At 33.7% G+C, this 21067-nt stretch carries 16 protein-coding genes; 14 read left to right on the top strand and 2 right to left on the bottom strand.

Annotated elements, in window-relative coordinates:
• Positions 1–11 precede the first annotated feature (11 nt).
• The 11 genes from infB to C1Y58_RS10635 all read left to right on the top strand — a co-directional run bounded on the left by infB (position 12) and on the right by C1Y58_RS10635 (position 15701).
• Positions 12–3407: a translation initiation factor IF-2 gene (gene infB, locus C1Y58_RS27030; protein ID WP_105616033.1), complete on the top strand. Its 3396-nt coding sequence runs from the start codon at positions 12–14 to the stop codon at positions 3405–3407.
• 11 nt (positions 3408–3418) lie between these two features.
• Positions 3419–3799 (top strand): 30S ribosome-binding factor RbfA, encoded by a 381-nt coding sequence (gene rbfA / locus C1Y58_RS10680; protein WP_105616032.1) that lies wholly within the window; start codon positions 3419–3421, stop codon positions 3797–3799.
• Positions 3792–4757, top strand: coding sequence for a DHH family phosphoesterase (locus C1Y58_RS10675; protein ID WP_170311574.1), 966 nt, complete (start codon positions 3792–3794; stop codon positions 4755–4757). Before rbfA ends, C1Y58_RS10675 begins: the two co-directional genes overlap by 8 nt.
• A complete protein-coding gene (truB, locus tag C1Y58_RS10670) occupies positions 4757–5662 on the top strand; it encodes a tRNA pseudouridine(55) synthase TruB (RefSeq protein WP_105616030.1) in 906 nt (301 codons plus the stop codon). The genes C1Y58_RS10675 and truB overlap by 1 nt, the downstream gene beginning before the upstream one ends.
• A 15-nt stretch (positions 5663–5677) precedes the next feature.
• The gene (locus C1Y58_RS10665; RefSeq protein WP_105616029.1) at positions 5678–6622 is read left to right on the top strand and encodes a bifunctional riboflavin kinase/FAD synthetase; all 945 of its coding nucleotides are present in this window, start codon (positions 5678–5680) and stop codon (positions 6620–6622) included.
• Positions 6619–9258 (top strand): alanine--tRNA ligase, encoded by a 2640-nt coding sequence (gene alaS, locus C1Y58_RS10660; RefSeq protein ID WP_105616028.1) that lies wholly within the window; start codon positions 6619–6621, stop codon positions 9256–9258. Before C1Y58_RS10665 ends, alaS begins: the two co-directional genes overlap by 4 nt.
• 74 nt (positions 9259–9332) lie before the next feature.
• Positions 9333–10709 carry a CapA family protein gene (locus C1Y58_RS10655; RefSeq protein ID WP_105616027.1) on the top strand — a complete coding sequence of 459 codons (1377 nt, stop codon included), beginning with the start codon at positions 9333–9335 and terminating at the stop codon, positions 10707–10709.
• Between the two features lie 268 nt (positions 10710–10977).
• Positions 10978–11154, top strand: a complete 177-nt coding sequence (rpsU, locus tag C1Y58_RS10650) for a 30S ribosomal protein S21 (RefSeq protein ID WP_105616026.1) — start codon at positions 10978–10980, stop codon at positions 11152–11154.
• Positions 11155–11383: 229 nt separating this feature from the next.
• Entirely contained in the window at positions 11384–13879 is a 2496-nt protein-coding gene (locus C1Y58_RS10645; RefSeq protein WP_105616025.1) for an ABC transporter permease, read from the top strand.
• A 30-nt stretch (positions 13880–13909) separates the two neighbouring features.
• Positions 13910–14599, top strand: coding sequence for an ABC transporter ATP-binding protein (locus C1Y58_RS10640; RefSeq protein ID WP_105616024.1), 690 nt, complete (start codon positions 13910–13912; stop codon positions 14597–14599).
• On the top strand, positions 14583–15701 hold the full coding sequence (locus C1Y58_RS10635; protein ID WP_105616023.1) for an HlyD family secretion protein: 1119 nt from the start codon (positions 14583–14585) through the stop codon (positions 15699–15701). The genes C1Y58_RS10640 and C1Y58_RS10635 overlap by 17 nt, the downstream gene beginning before the upstream one ends.
• Positions 15702–15754: 53 nt before the next feature.
• Here C1Y58_RS10635 and C1Y58_RS10630 read toward each other — a convergent pair whose 3' ends face one another.
• A complete protein-coding gene (locus tag C1Y58_RS10630) occupies positions 15755–16270 on the bottom strand; it encodes a PH domain-containing protein (protein ID WP_105616022.1) in 516 nt (171 codons plus the stop codon).
• A gap of 194 nt (positions 16271–16464) precedes the next feature.
• Here C1Y58_RS10630 and C1Y58_RS10625 point away from each other — a divergent pair, with 194 nt between their 5' ends.
• The 3 genes from C1Y58_RS10625 to C1Y58_RS10615 all read left to right on the top strand — a co-directional run bounded on the left by C1Y58_RS10625 (position 16465) and on the right by C1Y58_RS10615 (position 19723).
• Complete coding sequence (locus C1Y58_RS10625; protein WP_105616021.1) at positions 16465–17412, top strand: phosphotransferase; 948 nt, start codon at positions 16465–16467, stop codon at positions 17410–17412.
• Positions 17413–17499: 87 nt separating this feature from the next.
• Positions 17500–17874, top strand: a complete 375-nt coding sequence (locus C1Y58_RS10620; protein WP_105616020.1) for a VOC family protein — start codon at positions 17500–17502, stop codon at positions 17872–17874.
• A 139-nt stretch (positions 17875–18013) separates the two neighbouring features.
• Positions 18014–19723: a S8 family peptidase gene (locus tag C1Y58_RS10615; protein WP_170311573.1), complete on the top strand. Its 1710-nt coding sequence runs from the start codon at positions 18014–18016 to the stop codon at positions 19721–19723.
• A gap of 49 nt (positions 19724–19772) precedes the next feature.
• Here C1Y58_RS10615 and C1Y58_RS10610 read toward each other — a convergent pair whose 3' ends face one another.
• Positions 19773–20939, bottom strand: a complete 1167-nt coding sequence (locus tag C1Y58_RS10610; RefSeq protein WP_105616018.1) for a hypothetical protein — start codon at positions 20937–20939, stop codon at positions 19773–19775.
• Between the last annotated feature and the right edge of the window lie 128 nt (positions 20940–21067).

Genomic DNA, 21067 nt, shown 5'->3' with positions numbered 1-21067 from the left:
GTGGGTCTTAAATGTCAAAGGTTCGCGTTTATGAAATTGCAAAACAACTTAACATTAGTAGCAAAGATGTTATCAAAAAATTGTCTGATTTTAACATAGATGTACACAGTCATATGAGTAGTCTAACAGATACTCAAGTCAATAAAGTTGTAGCCCATTACAAATCAGAACATACAGCAACTACTGAGAAAAAAGTTAACAAAAACAATAACAATAAAGAAAGTAGACCACAAAAAAATATGAATAAAAACTCTAGTGAAGAGAAACTAAACAATAGCATCAAGAAAGACGAGACTAACGCTGATAATAATGCCACAAAAAGTGCTGGTAGTAGCGAGCAAAGAACTAACGATAATCGTAGTGGCAATTATAACAACCGCACTAACGATAATCGCACCGGAAATTACAACAACCGTAACAACGATAATCGCAGTGGCAATTATAACAACCGCAATAATGATAACCGCAGCAGTAATTACAACAACCGCAATAATGACAATCGCAGTGGTAATTACAACAACCGCAATAACGATAATCGCAGTGGTAATTACAACAACCGCAACAACGATAACCGTAGCAGTAATTACAACACTGGAAACAACGATAATCGTGGTTACAATAACCGTAATAACGATAACCGTGGAAGCAATTACAACAATAGAAACAATGATAACCGTGTAGGTAGTTACAACAACCGTAATAACGATAATCGTAGCGGTAATTACAACGACCGTAACAACGATAACCGCGGAAGCAATTACAACAACCGTAACAACGATAACCGCGGTAGCAATTACAGCAACCGTAATAACGATAATCGTAGCAGTAATTACAACAACCGTAATAACGATAACCGTAATAACGATAACCGTAGCAGTAATTACAACAACCGTAATAACGATAACCGCAGCGGCAATTATAACAACCGCAATAACGATAACCGCAGCGGCAATTATAACAACCGCAATAACGATAACCGTAGCGGCAATTATAACAACCGCAATAATGATAACCGCAGTGGTAATTACAACAACCGCAATAACGATAACCGCAGCGGCAATTACAATAACCGCAATAACGATAATCGTGGAGGTAATTACAACAACCGAAACAATGATAATCGTGGAGGCAATTACAACAACCGAAACAATGATAATCGTGGAGGCAATTACAACAACCGCAATAACGATAACCGTAGCGGTAATTATAACAACCGCAATAACGATAATCGTGGAGGCAATTATAACAACCGAAATAATGATAATAGAAGTGGTAATTACAACAACCGCAGTAACGATAACCGCGGTGGCAATTACAACAATCGTGGCGGAGGTAATTACAATAATCGTAGCAACGATAACCGTAGCGGAGGTAATTATAACAATCGAAACAACAACAATCGAAACCAAAAAGGTGGTTTCAACGACATAAAAATTAAAACAGATAGTTATAACAAACCAGCGACAAATGCAAATGCTAACACAAAGTCTAAAAAGAGCTTTACTGATAAATCTAAAGATAAAAAAACTTACAACAATAACTATGGCAAACCATTTAAAGGTTTTGAAAAGCCATCTAAAAAGAAAAATAAAAAGCATTATAAGAAGATCCAAGAAAGACAACCAGAAGTTGTTGAAGAAATAGCAGCTGAAGATCTTGGAGTTGTAGCTATTCCTGAGCGAATTGTAGTCAAGGACTTAGCAGAAAGACTTCATAAACCATCTTCTGATATTGTTAAGTACTTAATGTTAAAAGGTATTATGGCAACCCTTAACCAAGAAGTAGATTTTGCATTAGCTGAAGAGATAGCTATGGAATTCGATATCTTAGTTGAGAAAGAAGAAGAAGTCGATTTATTTGAAGAGTACTTCAACGAAGAACCAGATGCTTCTGAAGATTTAAAAGAAAGACCTCCAGTTGTTGTTGTTATGGGTCACGTTGACCATGGTAAGACTTCACTCCTTGATGCTATTCGTGAGACAAATATCACTGAGAAAGAAGCAGGTGGTATTACACAACATATCGGGGCATCAGTTGTTAAAATCAACGAAAAAAATATTACATTCCTTGATACACCTGGTCATGAAGCCTTTACTGCAATGCGTATGCGTGGAGCTCAAGTAACAGATATTGCTATTCTAGTAGTAGCTGCTGATGATGGTGTAATGCCTCAAACTATTGAAGCTATTAATCACGCTAAAGCAGCAGAAGTACAAATAATTGTTGCTATTAATAAAATGGATAAGCCAGGAGCAAATCCTGACCGCGTTAAACAAGAGTTATCTGAGCATGGATTAGTGCCAGAGGACTGGGGCGGAGATACAATTTGTGTTCCTGTTTCAGCTATCACAAGAGAAGGTCTTGATCAATTATTAGAAATGATTATTATTGTTTCTGAGTTAGAAGAGCTTAATGCCAACCCAGATAGATTAGCTCGTGGTAGTATTGTAGAAGCTAAACTTGATAAAGGTAGAGGTACTGTAGCAACAATACTAGTTCAAAATGGTAGCATCAATGTAGGTGATGCTATAGTAGCTGGTTCAGCATATGGACGTGTACGTGCTATGATGGATGATAAGGGGAGACGTGTTAAAACTGCTGGTCCATCTACACCTGTAGAAATACTAGGTTTATCAGAGGTACCTATAGCAGGAGATCGTTTCTTCGTTACCAAAAATGATAAAGAAGCTCGTTTATTAGCTGAGATGGTTGTTAAAGAAGGGCGTTTGAAATTAATACAAAATAGTCAACAAAAAGTATCACTTGATGATTTATTTAATCAAATTCAAGCTGGTAATGTAAAAGAACTCAACATTGTTGTAAAAGCTGATACTCAAGGTTCAGTGGAAGCTGTTAAGCAAAGTCTTGAGAAATTATCTAATGAAGAAGTTGTTATTCGACCAATTCATGGCGGTGTTGGTGCTGTTACAGAATCAGATGTACTTTTAGCTTCTGCTTCAAATGCTATTATTATTGGTTTCAATGTGCGTCCTGACGCAGGTGCTACATCTGTAGCAGAAACAGAAGGCGTTGATATTCGTCTATATCGTATAATTTATAACGCTATTGAAGATATTGAAGCCGCTATGAAAGGTATGCTTGATCCTGAGTTTAAAGAAAAAGTAATCGGTCATGTAGAAATTCGTGAGACATTTAAAGTTTCTGGAGTAGGTACGATCGGTGGTGCTTATGTAACAGATGGTAAGATACTAAGAAACAGCCAAGTCCGTATTGTCCGCGATGGCATTGTTGTTCATGAAGGTCTATTAGCTTCCTTAAAACGTTTTAAAGATGATGTTAAAGAAGTTAACACTGGTTATGAATGTGGTGTTATGATAGAGAAATTCAATGACATTAAGATTGGCGATCAAGTAGAAGCCTTTATTATGGAAGAGATCCCAAGATAGAAGGTGAAGTCATGAAAAGAGTTAGCAATAGAATGATTAGAATTAATGAGGAGATACGAAAAGAGCTTGTTTATATTATTCGTGATGAAATCAAAGATCCTCGTGTTGATAAGTTGCTGACAATTGTTAAAGTTGAAGCTACCAATGATTTGAAATTTTGTAAAGTGTATATAAGTTCATTGGCAGAAGAAAAGAAGAGAAACGAAACGATTACTGGACTAAAAAATGCTGAAAAGTATATACGACATGAATTAGCAAAGAGATTAAACTTAAGAAATACACCCGAAATAAACTTCATCATGGACACATCTATTGAGTACAGCGTTCACATGTCTGATTTATTCCGAAAGATTGAACCAGTTAGTCAGGATGAGGATGAAAAAGATGAATAATTTTAAAGAAATTTATGATTACATGATGGAATATGATCAGTTTATCTTAGCAGGTCATATCAGTCCGGACGGTGATTGTATTGGAGCAACTTTTGCTTTAGCCTTGGCACTTAGAAAATTAGGGAAAGAAGCTTCTATCTATTTAGAAAGCTTCCTACCCATGTATCATTATCTTGATGGTCATGAGATGGTAATGACAGAGTTACCATCTCTAGGTCATGAAGTTGTACCCATCTTTCTTGACAGTAGTGACGAAGGGCGATTGGGGCTTGCTAGCGAGTATTTAAATCAAGGTATTAGAACAGTTAATATTGATCACCACGCTTCTAATAACTTTTATGCAGATTTCAATTATGTAGAGAAAGATGCAAGTAGTACTTGTGAAATTATTTATAATTTTATAGAATTCATGGGTGTAATTTGTGATGGAGCTATTTCTAAAGCTATATTTACAGGTTTAGTCTATGATACTGGTGTATTTAGACATCCTAATACGAAATCTAGTACACTTAGCATAGCGAGTAAGTTGTTAGAGCATGAAATCCATGCTTCTGATATCATTAACGGACTATTTTATACAAAATCATATCCTGCAACCCAGTTACTTGGTCAAGCACTTGAGGGAATCTCTCTTCACTTTAATGAACGAATTGCGATTTCGGGTCTTTCGTTAATGGATATTGAAGCTAAAAATGGGACAGTTGAAGATGTAGATGGTATTGTTCAGTATATAGGACAAGTTGATACTGTTGAAGGCGCTGTTTTCCTTTATGAGAAAGAACCAGGAGTAATAAAAGTAAGTCTAAGATCAAAAAAATCCTTGGATGTAGCTAAACTAGCCTTGGGTTTTGGCGGAGGCGGGCATATAAGGGCTGCTGGATGCACAATAAAGGGAACTGTGGATCAAGCTAAAGAAGAGATAATTAAAGCTTTAGAAGGTTTTAGGAGCGACTTTTAATGAATGGTTTTATTAACGTTTATAAAGAAAAAGGATATACCTCTCATGATGTAGTTGCTAAAATGAGAGGTATATTAAAAATAAAAAAGATTGGTCATACAGGGACACTAGACCCTGAAGCAGAGGGCGTGTTACCGGTATGTATTGGCAAAGCAACGAAACTTGCCTCTATGATTACAGAAGGTATTAAAGGCTATGAAACGACATTGCGTTTTGGTAAAACTACCACGACTGCAGATCATACTGGTGATACCGTAGAGGAATACGATTTTGTTTACAATCCAGAAGCAGTGAAAGAAGCAGTAGATTCATTTGTTGGTGAAATCATGCAAGTACCACCTATGTATTCAGCAATTAAGGTAAATGGTAGACGTTTATATGAGTTGGCAAGGGAAGGTAAGGTTATTGAACGAGAGCCTAGAGCAATAACCATATACCGAATTGACTTAATTGAACATTTACCACCAGATGCTGTACGTTTGCGTATCATTTGTTCAAAAGGCACTTATATTCGAGCATTATGTCATGATATAGGTGATAGGCTAGGATATGGCGGACACATGGATGGATTACTTCGAATTAATAGTGGGCACTTTGATCTTGCACATAGTCACAGACTAGGTGAAATTGAAAAACTAAAAGTGAATAATCAACTTGATCAGATTTTTTTAGGTTTTGAAGATGTTCTTAAAGACTATAAGCAAGTAAGTGTCGTTGAAGCGAAAGATAAATTTCTACTTAATGGGAATATAGTTTTTTTTGAGGATCTACAAACAGATAGTAATACAATATTATTAGATGATATAGTAAGAATCTATACAAGTAAAGGTCAGTTTGTAGGGCTTTATATCGCTACTAAGAAGAATAATCGATTATGCTTGAAACCGCATAAAATATTACTTTAATAAGGGGTATGCACTATGGAATATATTCATAAAGCTGCCGAAGACATGCATATTAGTAAAGGGACAGTAATTGCCTTAGGAAACTTTGATGGCATTCATGTTGGACATCGGAGGCTTATTACAACTTGTAAAGACAGAGCTAAAGAGAAAGGTTATTCATCTTTGGTTTTTTCGTTTTATCCTCATCCATCTCATGTATTGGAAGGGATGGTACCTGTACCCATTATCTATACAAGAGATGAGAAAAAGCGTATTGTTGAAAGTATGGAAGTGGATTACTATGTAGAGTATCCCTTTAATTTAGAAACAGCGCAGATGGAGCCTATTACCTTTATTAAGGAAGTTTTAGTAGCAAAATTACGCGTACGCATGATCATAGTAGGTAGTAACTATCGTTTTGGACACAAACGGCAAGGTGATATTCATTTACTTAGGGAATTAAGCCAAGTTTATGGATATGAGTTAGTTGTCATCGATGATATTATTCATGAAGATCATATGGTCAGTAGTACAGAAATTAGAAAGCTTATCGCAGATGGGCGGATAGATGAGGTCAATCAGTTATTAACACGTCCTTACTTTATCATTGGCGAAGTTGTTTATGGTAAGCAACTAGGTAGGAAGCTTGGGTTTCCAACAATGAATATCAGACCCAATGTACATAAACAGTATCCAGCATTAGGTGTTTATGTAACAAGAACCTTTATCGGTGATAAGGTTTATAAGAGTGTTACTAATGTGGGTCACAATCCAACAGTGACTTCTGAACAAAAACTCAATGTGGAGACATATATACTTGACTTTGAGGATCAAATCTATGGAAAGCAAGTGACCCTTGAATTTCAAAAGAGATTGAGAGATGAACTTAGCTTCCAATCATTAGATGAGTTAATTCTTCAAATGAAAAATGATGTAAAATTGACTAGAGACTATTTTGAGAAAAGGGAGGAAATCAAATGAAGTACATGGGTTTAAATGAGTTAAGAGAAAAGTACCTATCCTTCTTTGAAAGCAAAGGTCATTTGAGAAAGAATAGTTTTTCTCTTGTTCCTCAGAATGATAATTCATTATTACTGATTAATGCAGGTATGGCACCACTTAAAGCTTATTTTACAGGTCAAGAAATACCACCTAGTAAGCGCATGACTACTTGTCAAAAGTGTATAAGGACTGGTGATATTGAGAATGTAGGAAAGACTGCAAGACATGGAACTTACTTTGAAATGTTAGGTAATTTCTCATTTGGTGATTACTTTAAGGAAGAGGCTATCCGATGGGCTTGGGAATTCTTCACTGAAGTATTGGAAATACCAGAAGAACTCCTCTATGTGTCTGTGTATAAGGAAGATGACGAAGCAGAAGAAATTTGGCACAAAAAAGTAGGATTATCCAAAGATAGAATCTTTAGATTAGGTAAAGAAGATAACTTTTGGGAGCATGGAACAGGACCATGTGGACCATGTTCTGAGATACATGTTGACAGAGGTGAAGAATATGGTTGTGGTTCACTTGATTGTCAGGTAGGATGTGACTGTGATCGCTATATGGAAGTATGGAATCTTGTATTTACTCAGTTTGATAGAACTGAAGAAGGAACTTACGAACCATTAGCAAATCCTAATATCGACACTGGTATGGGTTTAGAGCGTTTAGCAGCAATGATGCAAGAGGTTGACTCCATCTTTGATGTGGATACTATTAAAGCGTTAAGAGATCAAGTTTGTCAAATTGCAGGTGTTACTTATCAATCAGATGCTAGTATTGATGTATCAATACGTCTAATAACGGATCATATACGTTCAGTAACCTTTATGACCAGTGATGGTATTTTACCTTCAAATGAAGGTAGGGGTTATGTATTAAGACGTCTCCTAAGAAGAGCTGCTCGTCATGGTAAACTTCTAGGGATTGATGGTGAATTCTTAGCGAAGCTATCTGCTACTGTAATTGAGGTATCTAAAGATGCATACCCGGAATTAGCTGATAAGCAAGATTATATTTATAAAGTAATTTCTAATGAAGAAGAAAATTTCTACCGTACAATTGATCAAGGTCTTGCTATATTAAAAGGTTATATAGAAGAACTAAAAGCCGCTGATGAAAAGGTATTAATCGGCGAAAAGTGCTTTAAATTATATGATACCTATGGGTTCCCATTAGACTTAACAAAGGAAATTCTTGAAGAAGAAGGCTATAAGGCAGATGAAGAAGGCTTTATTACAGCGATGGAAGAGCAGAGAGTTCGTGCAAGAGAAGCAAGAGCTGAATCAAACTACATGGGGGCTGCTGAAACAGTTTATAATCAAATTGATGCAGAGGTTAACACGAGTTTTGTTGGATATGATAAATTTGGTCATACAAGTAAAATTACTGTGATGGCTAATGATCAAAAACTTATAGAGGAAGCTTCAATGGGTGAAAAGGTTACTGTTTTAGTCAATGAAACACCTTTCTATGCTACGGGTGGTGGCCAAATTGGTGACTTGGGAACTATAAAAACTAAGACAGGTATCGTGATCATCGAAGAAACTAAGAAAGTTATAGCTGATAAGATTGGTCATATCGGTACAGTAGTTGATGGTATCATTAAAGTTGGTCAAGAAGCTGCAATGGTGGTAGATGAAGCTAATCGCTTGGATACTGCAAGAAATCATAGTGCTACGCATCTATTACAAAAAGCTCTACGTCATGTACTTGGTAATCATGTAGAACAGGCGGGTTCTAATGTTAATGCAGATCGTTTACGTTTTGACTTCACACATTTCACAGCTTTAACACCAGAAGAAGTTGAACGTGTTGAGAATGAAGTTAATAAACAAGTACTTAAAGGTCTTAAAATAGAAACTTGTATTACATCCATGGATGAAGCAAGAAATATGGGTGCAATGGCTTTATTCGGTGAAAAATATGGTGATGAAGTACGAGTTGTCAACATGAATGACTACAGTGTTGAGTTATGTGGAGGAACACATTTAGGGAATACATCTCAAGTAGGTGTCTTCAAGCTTGTATCTGAAGCAGGTGTTGCTGCAGGCGTTCGCCGTATTGAGGCTCTAACTGGTTCAAAAGCATTAAGTCACTTTAGAGAGCAAGAAAACCAATTGAATGAGATTGCTGCTTTAGTTAAAGCTAAAAAAGGTGCTGTTCGTTCTCGAGTTGAAGATCTTATGGCAGAATTAAAAGCGGTACAAAAAGAAGTTGAAAGCTTACGTTCTAAAATGAGTTCAAATGCAGCTAAAGATGTCATTGATCAAGCAAAGAATATTCATGATGTTAAGTTTTTAGCTGTTCAGTTAGATGAACTGGATATGAATGGATTACGTGATATGGGAGATAAGTTAAAAGATCAATTAGGAACAGGTGTCGTTGTACTTGCATCTGCAAAAGGTGGAAAAGTAAGCTTAATTGTTATGACAACAAAAGATGCAATTGATAAAGGCGCTCATGCAGGTAATATCATTAGAGAAGCTGCTGGTGTAGTCGGTGGTGGCGGCGGTGGTCGTCCAAATATGGCTCAAGCAGGTGGTAAAGATGCTTCAAAGATTGCTGATGCATTCATAAAAGCGGAAGAAGTCTTAACAAGTCAATTAAGTTAGAAACTAGGTATAGGAAAAGTGACGAAAGTCACTTTTCTTCTTATAATTCGTTGTATATAATTGAGGGGATTTTCATGAAGAAAGTAATTCTTATAGGTTTAATTTGTCTGTGCACATTTTTTGTAGGTTGTACTTCAAGTGACAATTATGATGTAGATGAAGAAAAGATATTAAGGCAAGATGATAAAGAGTTGGTGGCTGAAGATGGTAATGAAATGGAAGAGTCAGAGTATCAGCTTGAAGTGGAGCCTGAAGTGGAGCTTGATATTGATCAGGAATTAAGGACTGGTAAGGTCCCAGAAAAGACTATAATCAATCTTGTGTCTGTTGGGGATGTAATGGTGCATCGTTCCCAATTAGTTAAAGCATATCAACCAGGGACAACATCTTTTGATTTTTCAAAGTCATTTGAAATGATAGAGAAATATATTAAGTCTTACGATTATGCAGTTGCCAATCTTGAGACAACTCTATCAGGAAAGGATCAGGGGATACGATTAGAGAATAGTAATTACTACCAAGGATATCAAGGCTATCCAACCTTTAATTCGCCTGAAATATTGGCAACAAACATTGCCGATGCTGGTTTTGATATGGTTACGACTGCTAATAATCATTGTTTTGATAGTTGGAATGGTGGTGTTATAAATACTATAAGCGAGGTTGAAAAAGCCGGCATGGATCACATTGGGACCTTTGCAACACCAGAAGACCCAAGAGTACTGATAAAAGATATTAATGGTATTCAAATAGCTTTTTTTAACTACACTTACTCTACTAATGGCATTAATCCCCATGTTGAAGATCTTTATATGGTCAACACTCTTGATAATTATGATCCCATAAAAATACAAGAGATGTATGATGAAATCAGAACTTTCAGTCAAGAGAATCAACAAGTTGATTTAACTTATGTTTATATCCACTTCGGAAATGAATATCATATTTACCCAGGTGCAATTCAGCAAAATATGGTTGAAGAATTAATAAGAGCAGGTGCAGACGTTATTGTGGGGACACACCCACATGTTCTACAACCTATGGAGAACGTAGAAGTTGAACTTGAGGATGGTACTACAAAAAAAGGCCTAGTTTTTTATTCATTAGGCAATTTCCTATCTTCTCAAATTTATACAACTGCAGATCCAGTACCAAAAGATGTAGGAATCATCATTAATATGACTATCGAAAAAGATGGGGATGAAGAAGCGGTTGTAACAAAGGTTGGTCTTATACCCACCTGGGTTCAATGGACTGACGATATGATACGAACTATACCTGTTGATAAATCTCTAGACTCATATGACAAGGGTGATAATGATTATGGTCTTACTCAAAAAGATTATAATCGCCTAATAGAAGTCCAACAATGGACGATAGAGCATTTCATCAGTAATATGGATGCAGACCCTGAGATTGATATAAATCAATATGTAATCAAGATTGATTAACCATGCTAATGAAAAATGCATACAATGTAAAAGGGGTTCAATTATAGCAACAAAGAAAACATATTGAACTTTCACATAAGTTGGAAAAGTTTTATAGTAATATTTAGAATAGAAAAAGGATAAAATTAATAATAATTTTTTGCTTTAAAGATATTGACGAATTTATGAATTGTGGTATAATTGTATATAGTGCTTAAGAAAATTTTACCCTCGGTTGTTTGGGAGTGTTATAAGCACAATTCTCAGCTAGAGGGGAGGGTGGAGTGGCATGTCAAACGTAGTAATTAAAGACAATGAATCTTTAGATAGCGCACTTCGTCGTTTTAAAAAAAATTGTGCGAAAGCAGGTATTTTACAAGAAATTCGTAAAAGAGAACACTATGAGAAGCCTAGTGTGAAGAGAAAGAAAAAGTCTGAAGCGGCGAGAAAAAGAAAATACAGATAATGTATTTAGGACCCTTAAGTGTAAACTTAAGGGTTTTTAATTGCTTATAATGAGGCAGGTCATTCAATAGACCTGCCTTTTTCTATGCAAGGGTGCTCTATTCAGATTTCCAATTTTATTAAAAATAACTTAATTAAAAGGAATAATATTGTATTCTGATGCAGAATAGTGTATGATTGGTATGATTAATAAATAACATGTATATTATGGAAAACTGAGGGGTGTTTCATTGATTCTACTAAAATTCGCTTTATTATCTATAAAAGAGAAAAAAGGACGGACTTTGCTCATTATTTTGTCTCTGACATTAACAGCTGCGCTTTTCTTGGCTACCACTTGTATCTCAGGTACACTAGGAAAAGTATTTGAAAATCAATATAGGGATAATGTAGGCAAGTCTGATTTTCTGATTTACATGAGTAAAGATTCAAAAAGCTTCTTGAATGAAAAAGCCGCCTATGATGTTGAAGAAATCGATACTAGTATAGGGATCATTAGTAAAAATGGTGTATATAAATATACACCCTATGATCAAGTCAATTTGAACATTTTAGGGATGACTATTGAGGATTATAAGAAACTTTATGATTTAACCATACTTGATCAGTTAGAAGACGAAGATTTAACAAGAAAAAGTATCATGATTAGTGCAATGTTTAGTGAAAAATTTGATTTGAATCTAGGAGATAGCATTGATTTAGAAATCCGAGGCAGTAAATATAAGTTTAATATTGGATATATCGTAGCGCCAACCTACCGATTCAAACCAGATAAAAATAATCCTAATAATGCAACTATACTCATTCAAAAAGAGTATTTAAATCAGATCTATAATATGAATGGTAAATCAAATATGCTTTATTTAATCAATAAAGATGGTGTAGAAAGTAATATTGTCAAAGAGAAACTTGATGCGACATATAAAAATTATGTCATAAGAAAAAGTGTTGACATTCAGGAAATTGAAAGTTTCTTATCCATGTTTACAGGTATGTTTGGATTATTACTATTGATTGTTATTATTATTAGTGTATTCATTATCTATACATCTTTTAAGGTAATTATGTACGAAAAATTAAAAGTCATAGGAACCTTTAGAAGTATTGGAGCCACTAAGAAAAAAACAACATTTATATTGTTATTAGAAAGTATCATTTATGGTGTCATAGGGGGAGTACTTGGTTTTTTCCTAGGTATAGGCATACTGTATATTATGGCATATTTTATGTCCTATAATCCATGGACAAAAGACTCGGCTGAAATCACTTTAGTTTATAATAATATCCAAATCTTATGGACAATAGGATTCGCGGTTACGTTAGTTTTAATAGGCTCTTTAAATCCAGTTATAAGAGTTGTTAAGATACCAGTTAAGGATATCATACTTGGAACAACAGAGAAAATGAAGCGCAATAAATACTTAAAATCTAAAATTGCCTTAGTATGTATTATTTTATTTTCAATGCTTCCTTTTATTGTACCAAAGGACTTTCGAATGATTTCTGGATTAAGTCTAGTGTTAATCTTTTTCCTCATTGCCATAGCAATGCCCTATTTGGTTCTAAAGATTTGCTTTTTATTGGAGCCGCTATTTGAAAGATTATTTGGTAATATTGGTTTTATAGCTATTAAAAATGTAAGAGAGAATAAAAATATAATTAATAATATAACCTTATTGACTATAGGGATCATGTCATTGATTTTAATTAATGGGTTATCATTTAGTGTAGCCGAATTAGTGTCCAATTTTTATGCAAAAATGGATTTTGAAGTGTGGATGCGTGTATCAGGAGATAATCGTAATACGGAGCAGCTTGTTCGTTCTGTGAAAGGAGTAAGTGATACATGTACCGTGAAAACAGTATATAGTGTTAATACAGAAGAAGTAGGCAATATCTCCCTATTCGGTATAGAACCAGATGAGTATTTTGACTTTGTTTATAATGAGATAGATGAGGATATCGATGAAGTAACTCAATTGTTCAAAGAAAAAAGGTGTGTCATAGTAACAGAGGTTTTAAAAGATAGATATAAACTAGAAAAGGGTGATTACATAACTTTTGAGACGGACAGTGGTGATAAAATGTATGAGATTGTTGCCTTTACTAATGCTATGATGAATAATGGTACGACAATATATCCATCGTTGCACTTTATAAAAAGAGATTACTATCTCAATAATATGGTATCTTATTTTGTAAGAACTGATCCTGGCTATGAGCCTGTAGATGTGAATGACCAACTAAAAGTAAAGTTTAGAAATAGATATATCGATACCAATACAGTTAAAGAACTAGGGGAAATGAACAGACAAAGCAATGATAATATGTTTATGATGTTTAAAGTATTTAGTATTGTTGCTTGTCTAATAGGAATAGTTGGTATGTTCAATAACTTCATGCTAAATTTGATTTCAAGGCAAAGGATATTTGCAGTTATGAATTCAGTAGGTTTGAGTAAGAAGCAGACAAAACAGCTAGTCCTATTAGAAGCTATTTCTGTAGGGGTAATCGGAGCATTAGTTGGACTTATTGGTTCTGTCGTAGCGCTACAAATCTCAGTAATTTTACTTCGAGTTATTATGGGATTTATGGAGATGTACTATGATCCCAACATGTTTATGCAATTGTTCATTGGAGCAATTATTGTATCCATTCTTGGATCATTGATTCCTCTAAGAAAGTCTACTAGGATCAATATTGTTGAAGCTATTAAGTATGAATAAATCTTCTTATTCAGAGAAAGAGAGGTTGTTATGAATATAGATATTGTAGTAAAGGATGTACATAAACATTTTGGCATCGGGGATGTTAAAGTAGAAGTTCTAAAGGGTATTGATATGAAGATCAAAAAAGGAGAGTTTATATCTATTATGGGTCCAAGTGGATCTGGTAAAAGTACATTATTATATTTGATTGGTGGATTAGATCAACCTACAGAAGGAAATGTTTTTATTAAAGAGCAAGATATACATCAGTTAAGTGATAAGCAAGAAAGCGAGATGAGAAGAAGAGATATCGGCTTTGTTTTTCAGTTTTATAACCTAGTACCGAACTTCAATGTGGAGGAGAATGTTATGCTTCCTGTTCTTCTTGACGGAGGGAAGAAGAAAAACTATAAAGATAAACTTGAAGAGGTTCTTGGAATAGTTGAACTAGGCGATAGAAAAAAACATACCCCTAGAGAATTATCTGGTGGTCAGCAACAAAGAGTTGCCATTGCCAGGGCGTTAATGAATGATCCAGATATTATACTAGCAGATGAACCCATTGGTAATTTAGATAGTCACTCTGGTACTAATATTATGGAGCTATTTCAAAAAATAAATAAAGAGCATAATAAAACAATTGTTCAAGTGACGCATTCTCATAGAGCAGCGTTATATGGAAGTAGAATTATTAATATCAAGGATGGAGTGATCTTTAAAGATGAAAAAGTTAATTAGTTTATTATTAATAGTTGGGTTAGTAGTAAGTGGCACAGGTTGCTCCGAAAAAGTAGAAGGTGCAAGTGATGATCAAAGTAATGGTGAAAAATCGAATCAAGTAGAAGAAGTTGATGAACGTGATACAATTGAAATTTTTGGTACTGTAGAAGCGGCTGAAAAGAAATTAATAACATTACAATTCCCTGTTCGAATAAATGACCTGATCATAGACGAAGGGCAACAGGTAGGAGCAGAAGAAAAAATAATGGAGTTAGACCTGTTAGGGCAACTGGATGATTATAAGAGCTTGGAAAACAACATTAAGGTTATAGAAGATCAAATAGTCAATCAAAAAATTATCAATGATAATTTATCAAGTCAGTTGCAGAAGAAAGAAAATGGATTATATAATCGTTCATTACCAGAAATTGAAGCAAAGCAAATAAGTTATGATATAGCTAATAGTAATTATGAAGAAGCCAAGAGTGATTTAGAAGAATCAGATAAATTATATCAAGAAGGATTTATATCCCAAGATGATTACGATAATGAAAAGCAGAATTTGTATAACTTAGAGAAACAGATCTTGATGGAGAAATCTAACTTAGATCTGTGCATTGCAACTGTTAACAGTCAAATAGCGGAACTAAAGACTAAATTAATTGAGAATGAAAAGATCTTATCTGATCTTGAGGAAGTTCAACTGACAGAATCAAAACTTAAAATGGAAAAAATTACAAATCAGTTGAAGAATAACAGTGATTTAAAGGATACATTTATCATCAATAGTTTTAATGAAGGCTTAATAGAAAAAGTATACTGTGAAGAAGGTCAAGTTGTTAATCAAGGAAGCCCTATTGTATCATTAATAGATAAAAGTAGTATTTATGTTAAAGGAGAAGTACCCGAGGAGTTTGTGGGTTTAGTTGAAGAAGGTGCAACGGTGAATGTTATTCCAGTTTACGATAAAACTAAGAGTTATGAAGGAGTAGTCACCCAAATATCCCAAGTAGCTACAAATAAAAACAATGAAATAATAGTCATCATCGATATACAACTTCATAACATAGATGAGAATTTAAAACCCAACTATAATGTCAATATAGAAATCGAAAAGTAAGAGTGCTGTGATAAGCAAAAAACCCTTAAGTGTGAAAACATTTAAGGGTTTTTTCAATGAGCGTATTCATTAACTCTTATTATTCCTGATTTAACTTCAGAAACAAAAGTATTAAACTCATCTGGTCCTAGTAAATAGTATTCACCGTCAGAGGTTGTTAGCAATAATGCATCGTCTGAATTGATCATAACTTTGACCATAAGTCCATTTTTCAATTCAAAATAACCTACTCTATACTCGTTAATATTTTTACCAATAATTTTCCGAAAAGATTTAAAAATTTTTTTATCTTCTAAGGAAATAGTCTCGCAAGTAACAATATCGGCATATTCAATGTAATCATATAAAAAACCATTGTGACCATAAATATTAATGCTTTTATTATCCAACTTAATACCGGTCATAAGTGGTGATATGATTAACGTGGCAAGCATAAAAAAGAATAATAAGCTAGTAGCAATACGTACTGAACGATAAGTGTTAAAGGTAAGAGTGGCTACGATAAAACATAATAACACAATAAAAATGCTCACGACCCAACCTATTAAAGGAAGTGATAATGTGTACATTTTTCTTTCACCTCACATAAAATCCATCTTAAAATGAAAAAATAAATGTTTTTTACCTATAAATTGATAGTATAGGAAAATTAAGATATAATCATGTTATCACATATTATACGTTAGTACAATAGAATTAGTGACACATATGATTACATTCTAATCTTCGTACAGGATATGAATGAGATGAAAGAGGCGAGCATATGGAGAAGGTTATCAATGAATTTCTCAAAGAAAACGAAATTGAAATGACAACTGTTGATTCATATACAGGTAAAGTTAAAAAAATCGTTACAGCAACAAACAAAGTTTATTTCATCAAAGAAAAAAAATCATATGAGAATATGTTAAGAGAAACAAAACTATTATATTTTCTTCAAAAAAATCATATCCCTGTAGCTGTACCTGTAAAGGGGAGTAGAGGAGAATGTTACATAACCTGGAACAATAAAACCTATTGTATCTATCCAAAGATTCAGGGAGATGAACCTGAAGATTTTTATTCAAGAGAGAATTTTGACTATTCGTCGATTATTGGTAAAGCTATTGCAGAATACCATAATGTATTAGCCAGCTATCCTTATGAAGGTGAATATGAAAAGATTAACATCTTGGATAAACTATTAATTTGGGCTATGCCGATAATAGAAGAATGTCACTTAGTTGATCTCGAGAGTTTTAAGCAACTGAAGAGGTCTTGGTTTAAGGATTTAGAAAATGATCTATTAAATCTCCCTCAACAAATTATTCATAGAGATTTACATCTGGGTAATTTATTATTTGAGGAAGGTCAATTAACTGGCATAATTGATTATGATTTAATGGCCATTGGTCCCAGAATATATGATCCATGCTATTGCTGTATAGGTTTTTTGAATGATAGTTTTTATTCGATTTATAGACAAGAATGGTTAAACATGCTTATTCAACTTTTTAAAGCATATAATAAATCAATCTTCTTGACAGCCTTCGAACTGAAAGCTATACCCTATTTAATTAGTTTAATACAACTGATACTTTTAGCTCATCATATTGAAGATGGGAATCGTGAAGATGTTATGATTAATTTACAAGCTTTTAGGTGGGTTGCTGATCATTATTCTGAGATGGAAAGGGGATTGAAATTCATTATAGATGACTTAATACTTTGAAGAAAATGATTATTCAGTCTTAGAGATGCATTGCAAAAGAGTTCGTATTATTGGATATACTTTGGATAAATAGAAAGGAGTAATAAGATGAAAATAACACCCTATGTATTTGTTGAAGGTTGTGCTGAAGCACTAGATTATTACATGAATATCTTTGGAGGAAAAGTTACATTCAAGCAAAAAGCAGATGACTCGGATAAATTGTTACATGCAAGAATTGATTTTAATGAGAACTACTCTCTTTATTTTTCAGATATTATGCAAAAAGTGGACTTTGGAGATAACTGTACTATTTCTTTTGAGTTTGATAGAGAAGAAGACATCAAAGAAGCTTATAAAAAACTTGAGAAGGATAGTGAAATCAGAATGGAACTTCAAGAGACATTCTGGGGTGCTACGTTTGCTTTATTAAAAGACAAGTACAACGTGGTTTGGCAATTGAATTATGAACATAAGAAATAATAAAAACTTCATGAAGTTATTTTAACTTCATGAGGTTTTTACTGTTAATTGTAATACATTAGGTATGATCTATCATAGATTTTATGTAGAGAGCTTAAGCTAATGAATGGAAAACACCTCTTATAAAAGGAGGGATAAATTGAGACAAGAAAATAATAATGAAGAATTGAATTGTCATGAAATTATAACCTCAGAAGATTATGTGGATTTGTATCATCAATTAAGAGGTAATATTGAAGAAGCGGCAAAAGAAGCTGGTGCAGAATGTGTACAAAGGATATTTGAAGACTGGGGAATGTTTCATATAAAAGTTGACCCCGATCAATGCGAAGAATTCTATCTCGATAGTGAGTACCGATTATTGCCAAACTTATATGGATTAACAAGTATGAGTAGTATTGAAGCAGCTGGTATAGGAAGTGTCCTAAAAAGTACTAGCCTTGATGTCTCAGGTAATGGCGTCATAATAGCTATAATTGATACGGGAATAGATTACCTTCATGAAGCATTTAGATATGAAGATAATACAAGTAAAATATTAAGTATATGGGACCAAACTCAAGAGGGAACGCCGCCAGAAGGGTTCCTATATGGCACTGAATTTACTAATCAGCAAATAAATGAAGCAATTAGTTCTGATGATCCTTTATCAATTGTTCCTACAGTAGATGAAATAGGTCATGGAACTTTTTTGGCGGGGGTAGCAGCTGGAAGACCAAAACCAAGGGAGAATTTCCAAGGTGCAGCTCCTGATTCAGACCTAATCGTTGTTAAACTAAAACAAGCAAAAAAGTGTATCAAAGATTTTTTTCAAATAAAAGAAGGTGCTATAGCTTTTCAAACAAATGATATTTTTCAAGGATTCAACTATGTATTGGAGAAATCAGATGGGAAACCCATAGTCGTTCTTTTTGCAATATCCTCTTCAGATGGACCTCATAATGGAACAAGCGAAATAGAAGAATATATGGCTAAACAAGGAGACTCTATTGGGGTAGTTGTCATCACTGCAGCGGGTAATGAAGCAAATGCTTCACGTCATTACCATGGTAGTTTCGAAGAAGATGAAAATAGAATGGAAATAGAACTCAACATTGCTGAAAATGAAAAAGGTCTTTTCTTTAATGTATATGTACCTCTTCCAGACAAGGTAAGTTTAGAATTAATCTCTCCAAGTGGTAACAGCACTGGGAGATTTCCCATTAGGTCAAATGAGTGGCAAGAAAAAGAGTTTCCCTTGGAAGCATCACTCGTTCGTATTCATTATGATTTATTAGATGCAAGATCAGCTGAAGAATCCATAGCGGTTTTTGTGATTAACCCCTTACCTGGTATATGGAATTTAGTCGTTTATGGGGATTTAATTATCAATGGAGAATTCGATATTTATCTACCTACAAATGATTTCATAGAGAGGAATACAATTTTTCTAAAACCTGACCCTTATACTACTATTGTTCTTCCATCAACTAATCCAGGAACCATAACTGTAGGTGCTTATAACGAAGTTATAAATAGTATTTATTTACAATCAGGAAGAGGTTATACAAGGGATGAGAGAATCAAGCCAGACATTGTTGCACCTGGGACTAATGTTGTAGGTCCATATCCCAAAAACCAATATGGTGTTTTATCAGGAACTAGTGTAAGCAGTGCTATAACAGCTGGTGCAAGTGCATTATTGCTGGAGTGGGGAATTGTTAAAGGTAACGATCCATCTATTAACACAATAGCTACAAAAGCATATTTATCACGTGGTGCCAGAAGAAGACCTAACGTTAGTTACCCAAACCGAGAATGGGGATATGGTGAATTAGACTTATTTAAGACTTTTCAAGAACTTCAATGATAAAAAAAAGATCCTAAACAATTATTGTGATGGATCTTTTGCTAAGCTATTAATTAATCTTTAAATTGCTTATTTTATTTTTAGTAATTTTGAAACACTCTCTAAAATCTGAGTTATATTTGTAAACGATACTTTCTTCAATTGTAGAAAAGATTTTTTCAGCCCTTGAGTTATATTCTGGTTTATCAGTTAATTGCCACAAATAATAATAGATGGTTGCTAGTTCAGTACATTGAGTGTAGTAGGAAGTTGGGAAAAAGTTACTTTTTCTATTTAATGAGGAGTCATAGACATCTTTTAATGTACTATAGAAATCTATTAACTTCTGTTTGGTGTTATTAGTATTTTTTAACTCATATAACTCACGATACGCACTGGCTAGATTTTTATAGAGTTTTTGCTTTTCAGTTTCAGCGAATCCTTTATTCTTTAATTTACCTGAGCCGTCATAAAAAGCTTCTAATAAGTTAATGCTCGTTTTTAGATGAATTTCTACTTCTGTTTTTCTATATAAGTCTAGGTAAAGGGAGCCGATTATCAATATCGACTTGTATTTCCTGCTATCATATAGTTCTTCCAATAGTAATTTTGCTTGATCAAGTTCATTATTATAATTTGATAGTGAATCAGTGTTGATTGTATTTAATTCATATAATTTACGATACAAATCTGCTAAGTTTAGATGTATATCAGAAAAGACTAGTGGATTCTCATCTTTCTTAAATAAAGTCTTCAGTTCAGTAAATCGTTGTATGGAATCAAGAATCTCTTTTTTATCATCGCAACTATGTAAGCAAATTGCAGAATAATATTTTATCCATGAATATTTATAATTGTAGTTATTATTTTTCTGTAAAAATTCCAGATAAGAGCTACTAAAATGTTTATCAATTTTTCTTAAGGCTTTGTCATATTTATTATAATGAACTAGATTATGTATGTCTTTAATGATATGATCGGGACTAGAATAACGTCTCTTGTAGTCAATTATATAGATAAGGAGGGATGTAATTAAAGCGATAATCAAATTGATAACCTTAAGTTGCCCTTCAGTTAAATAATATTGTATCAATAGTATAATGGAAATAAAAATGATATTTTTGCTTATGAATTCTACAAAGCCAATTGAAATTGTTAATAATTGTTTATTGTCTGACCTAAAAAAAGTTCTAATGAAGACTATAATAATCCTCTCTATGAAATAACGAATAATCATAATAATACCCCTAACTACTTAAATAATGAAAAATCAATATCAATTATATTGATGGTGAGTAGTGATGTCAAATGTAAATATAGACAGGAAGTTCTTTAAAGATGTATTGTGTTATAAAAATAAGACTT

The organism is Vallitalea okinawensis (assembly GCF_002964605.1).
Lineage (GTDB): Bacteria > Bacillota > Clostridia > Lachnospirales > PQDH01 > Vallitalea_A > Vallitalea_A okinawensis.
Note: the sequence above shows the minus strand (reverse complement) of the source record. Positions and strands in the feature narration are given on the sequence as shown.

Bases quoted from the DNA above. Each gene is read 5' to 3' on its own strand.
- infB (WP_105616033.1), top strand. From the start codon at position 12: ATGTCAAAGGTTCGCGTTTATGAAATTGCAAAACAACTTAACATTAGT.
- rbfA (WP_105616032.1), top strand. From the start codon at position 3,419: ATGAAAAGAGTTAGCAATAGAATGATTAGAATTAATGAGGAGATACGA.
- C1Y58_RS10675 (WP_170311574.1), top strand. From the start codon at position 3,792: ATGAATAATTTTAAAGAAATTTATGATTACATGATGGAATATGATCAG.
- truB (WP_105616030.1), top strand. From the start codon at position 4,757: ATGAATGGTTTTATTAACGTTTATAAAGAAAAAGGATATACCTCTCAT.
- C1Y58_RS10665 (WP_105616029.1), top strand. From the start codon at position 5,678: ATGGAATATATTCATAAAGCTGCCGAAGACATGCATATTAGTAAAGGG.
- alaS (WP_105616028.1), top strand. From the start codon at position 6,619: ATGAAGTACATGGGTTTAAATGAGTTAAGAGAAAAGTACCTATCCTTC.
- C1Y58_RS10655 (WP_105616027.1), top strand. From the start codon at position 9,333: ATGAAGAAAGTAATTCTTATAGGTTTAATTTGTCTGTGCACATTTTTT.
- rpsU (WP_105616026.1), top strand. From the start codon at position 10,978: ATGTCAAACGTAGTAATTAAAGACAATGAATCTTTAGATAGCGCACTT.
- C1Y58_RS10640 (WP_105616024.1), top strand. From the start codon at position 13,910: ATGAATATAGATATTGTAGTAAAGGATGTACATAAACATTTTGGCATC.
- C1Y58_RS10635 (WP_105616023.1), top strand. From the start codon at position 14,583: ATGAAAAAGTTAATTAGTTTATTATTAATAGTTGGGTTAGTAGTAAGT.
- C1Y58_RS10630 (WP_105616022.1), bottom strand. From the start codon at position 16,270: ATGTACACATTATCACTTCCTTTAATAGGTTGGGTCGTGAGCATTTTT.
- C1Y58_RS10625 (WP_105616021.1), top strand. From the start codon at position 16,465: ATGGAGAAGGTTATCAATGAATTTCTCAAAGAAAACGAAATTGAAATG.
- C1Y58_RS10620 (WP_105616020.1), top strand. From the start codon at position 17,500: ATGAAAATAACACCCTATGTATTTGTTGAAGGTTGTGCTGAAGCACTA.
- C1Y58_RS10610 (WP_105616018.1), bottom strand. From the start codon at position 20,939: ATGATTATTCGTTATTTCATAGAGAGGATTATTATAGTCTTCATTAGA.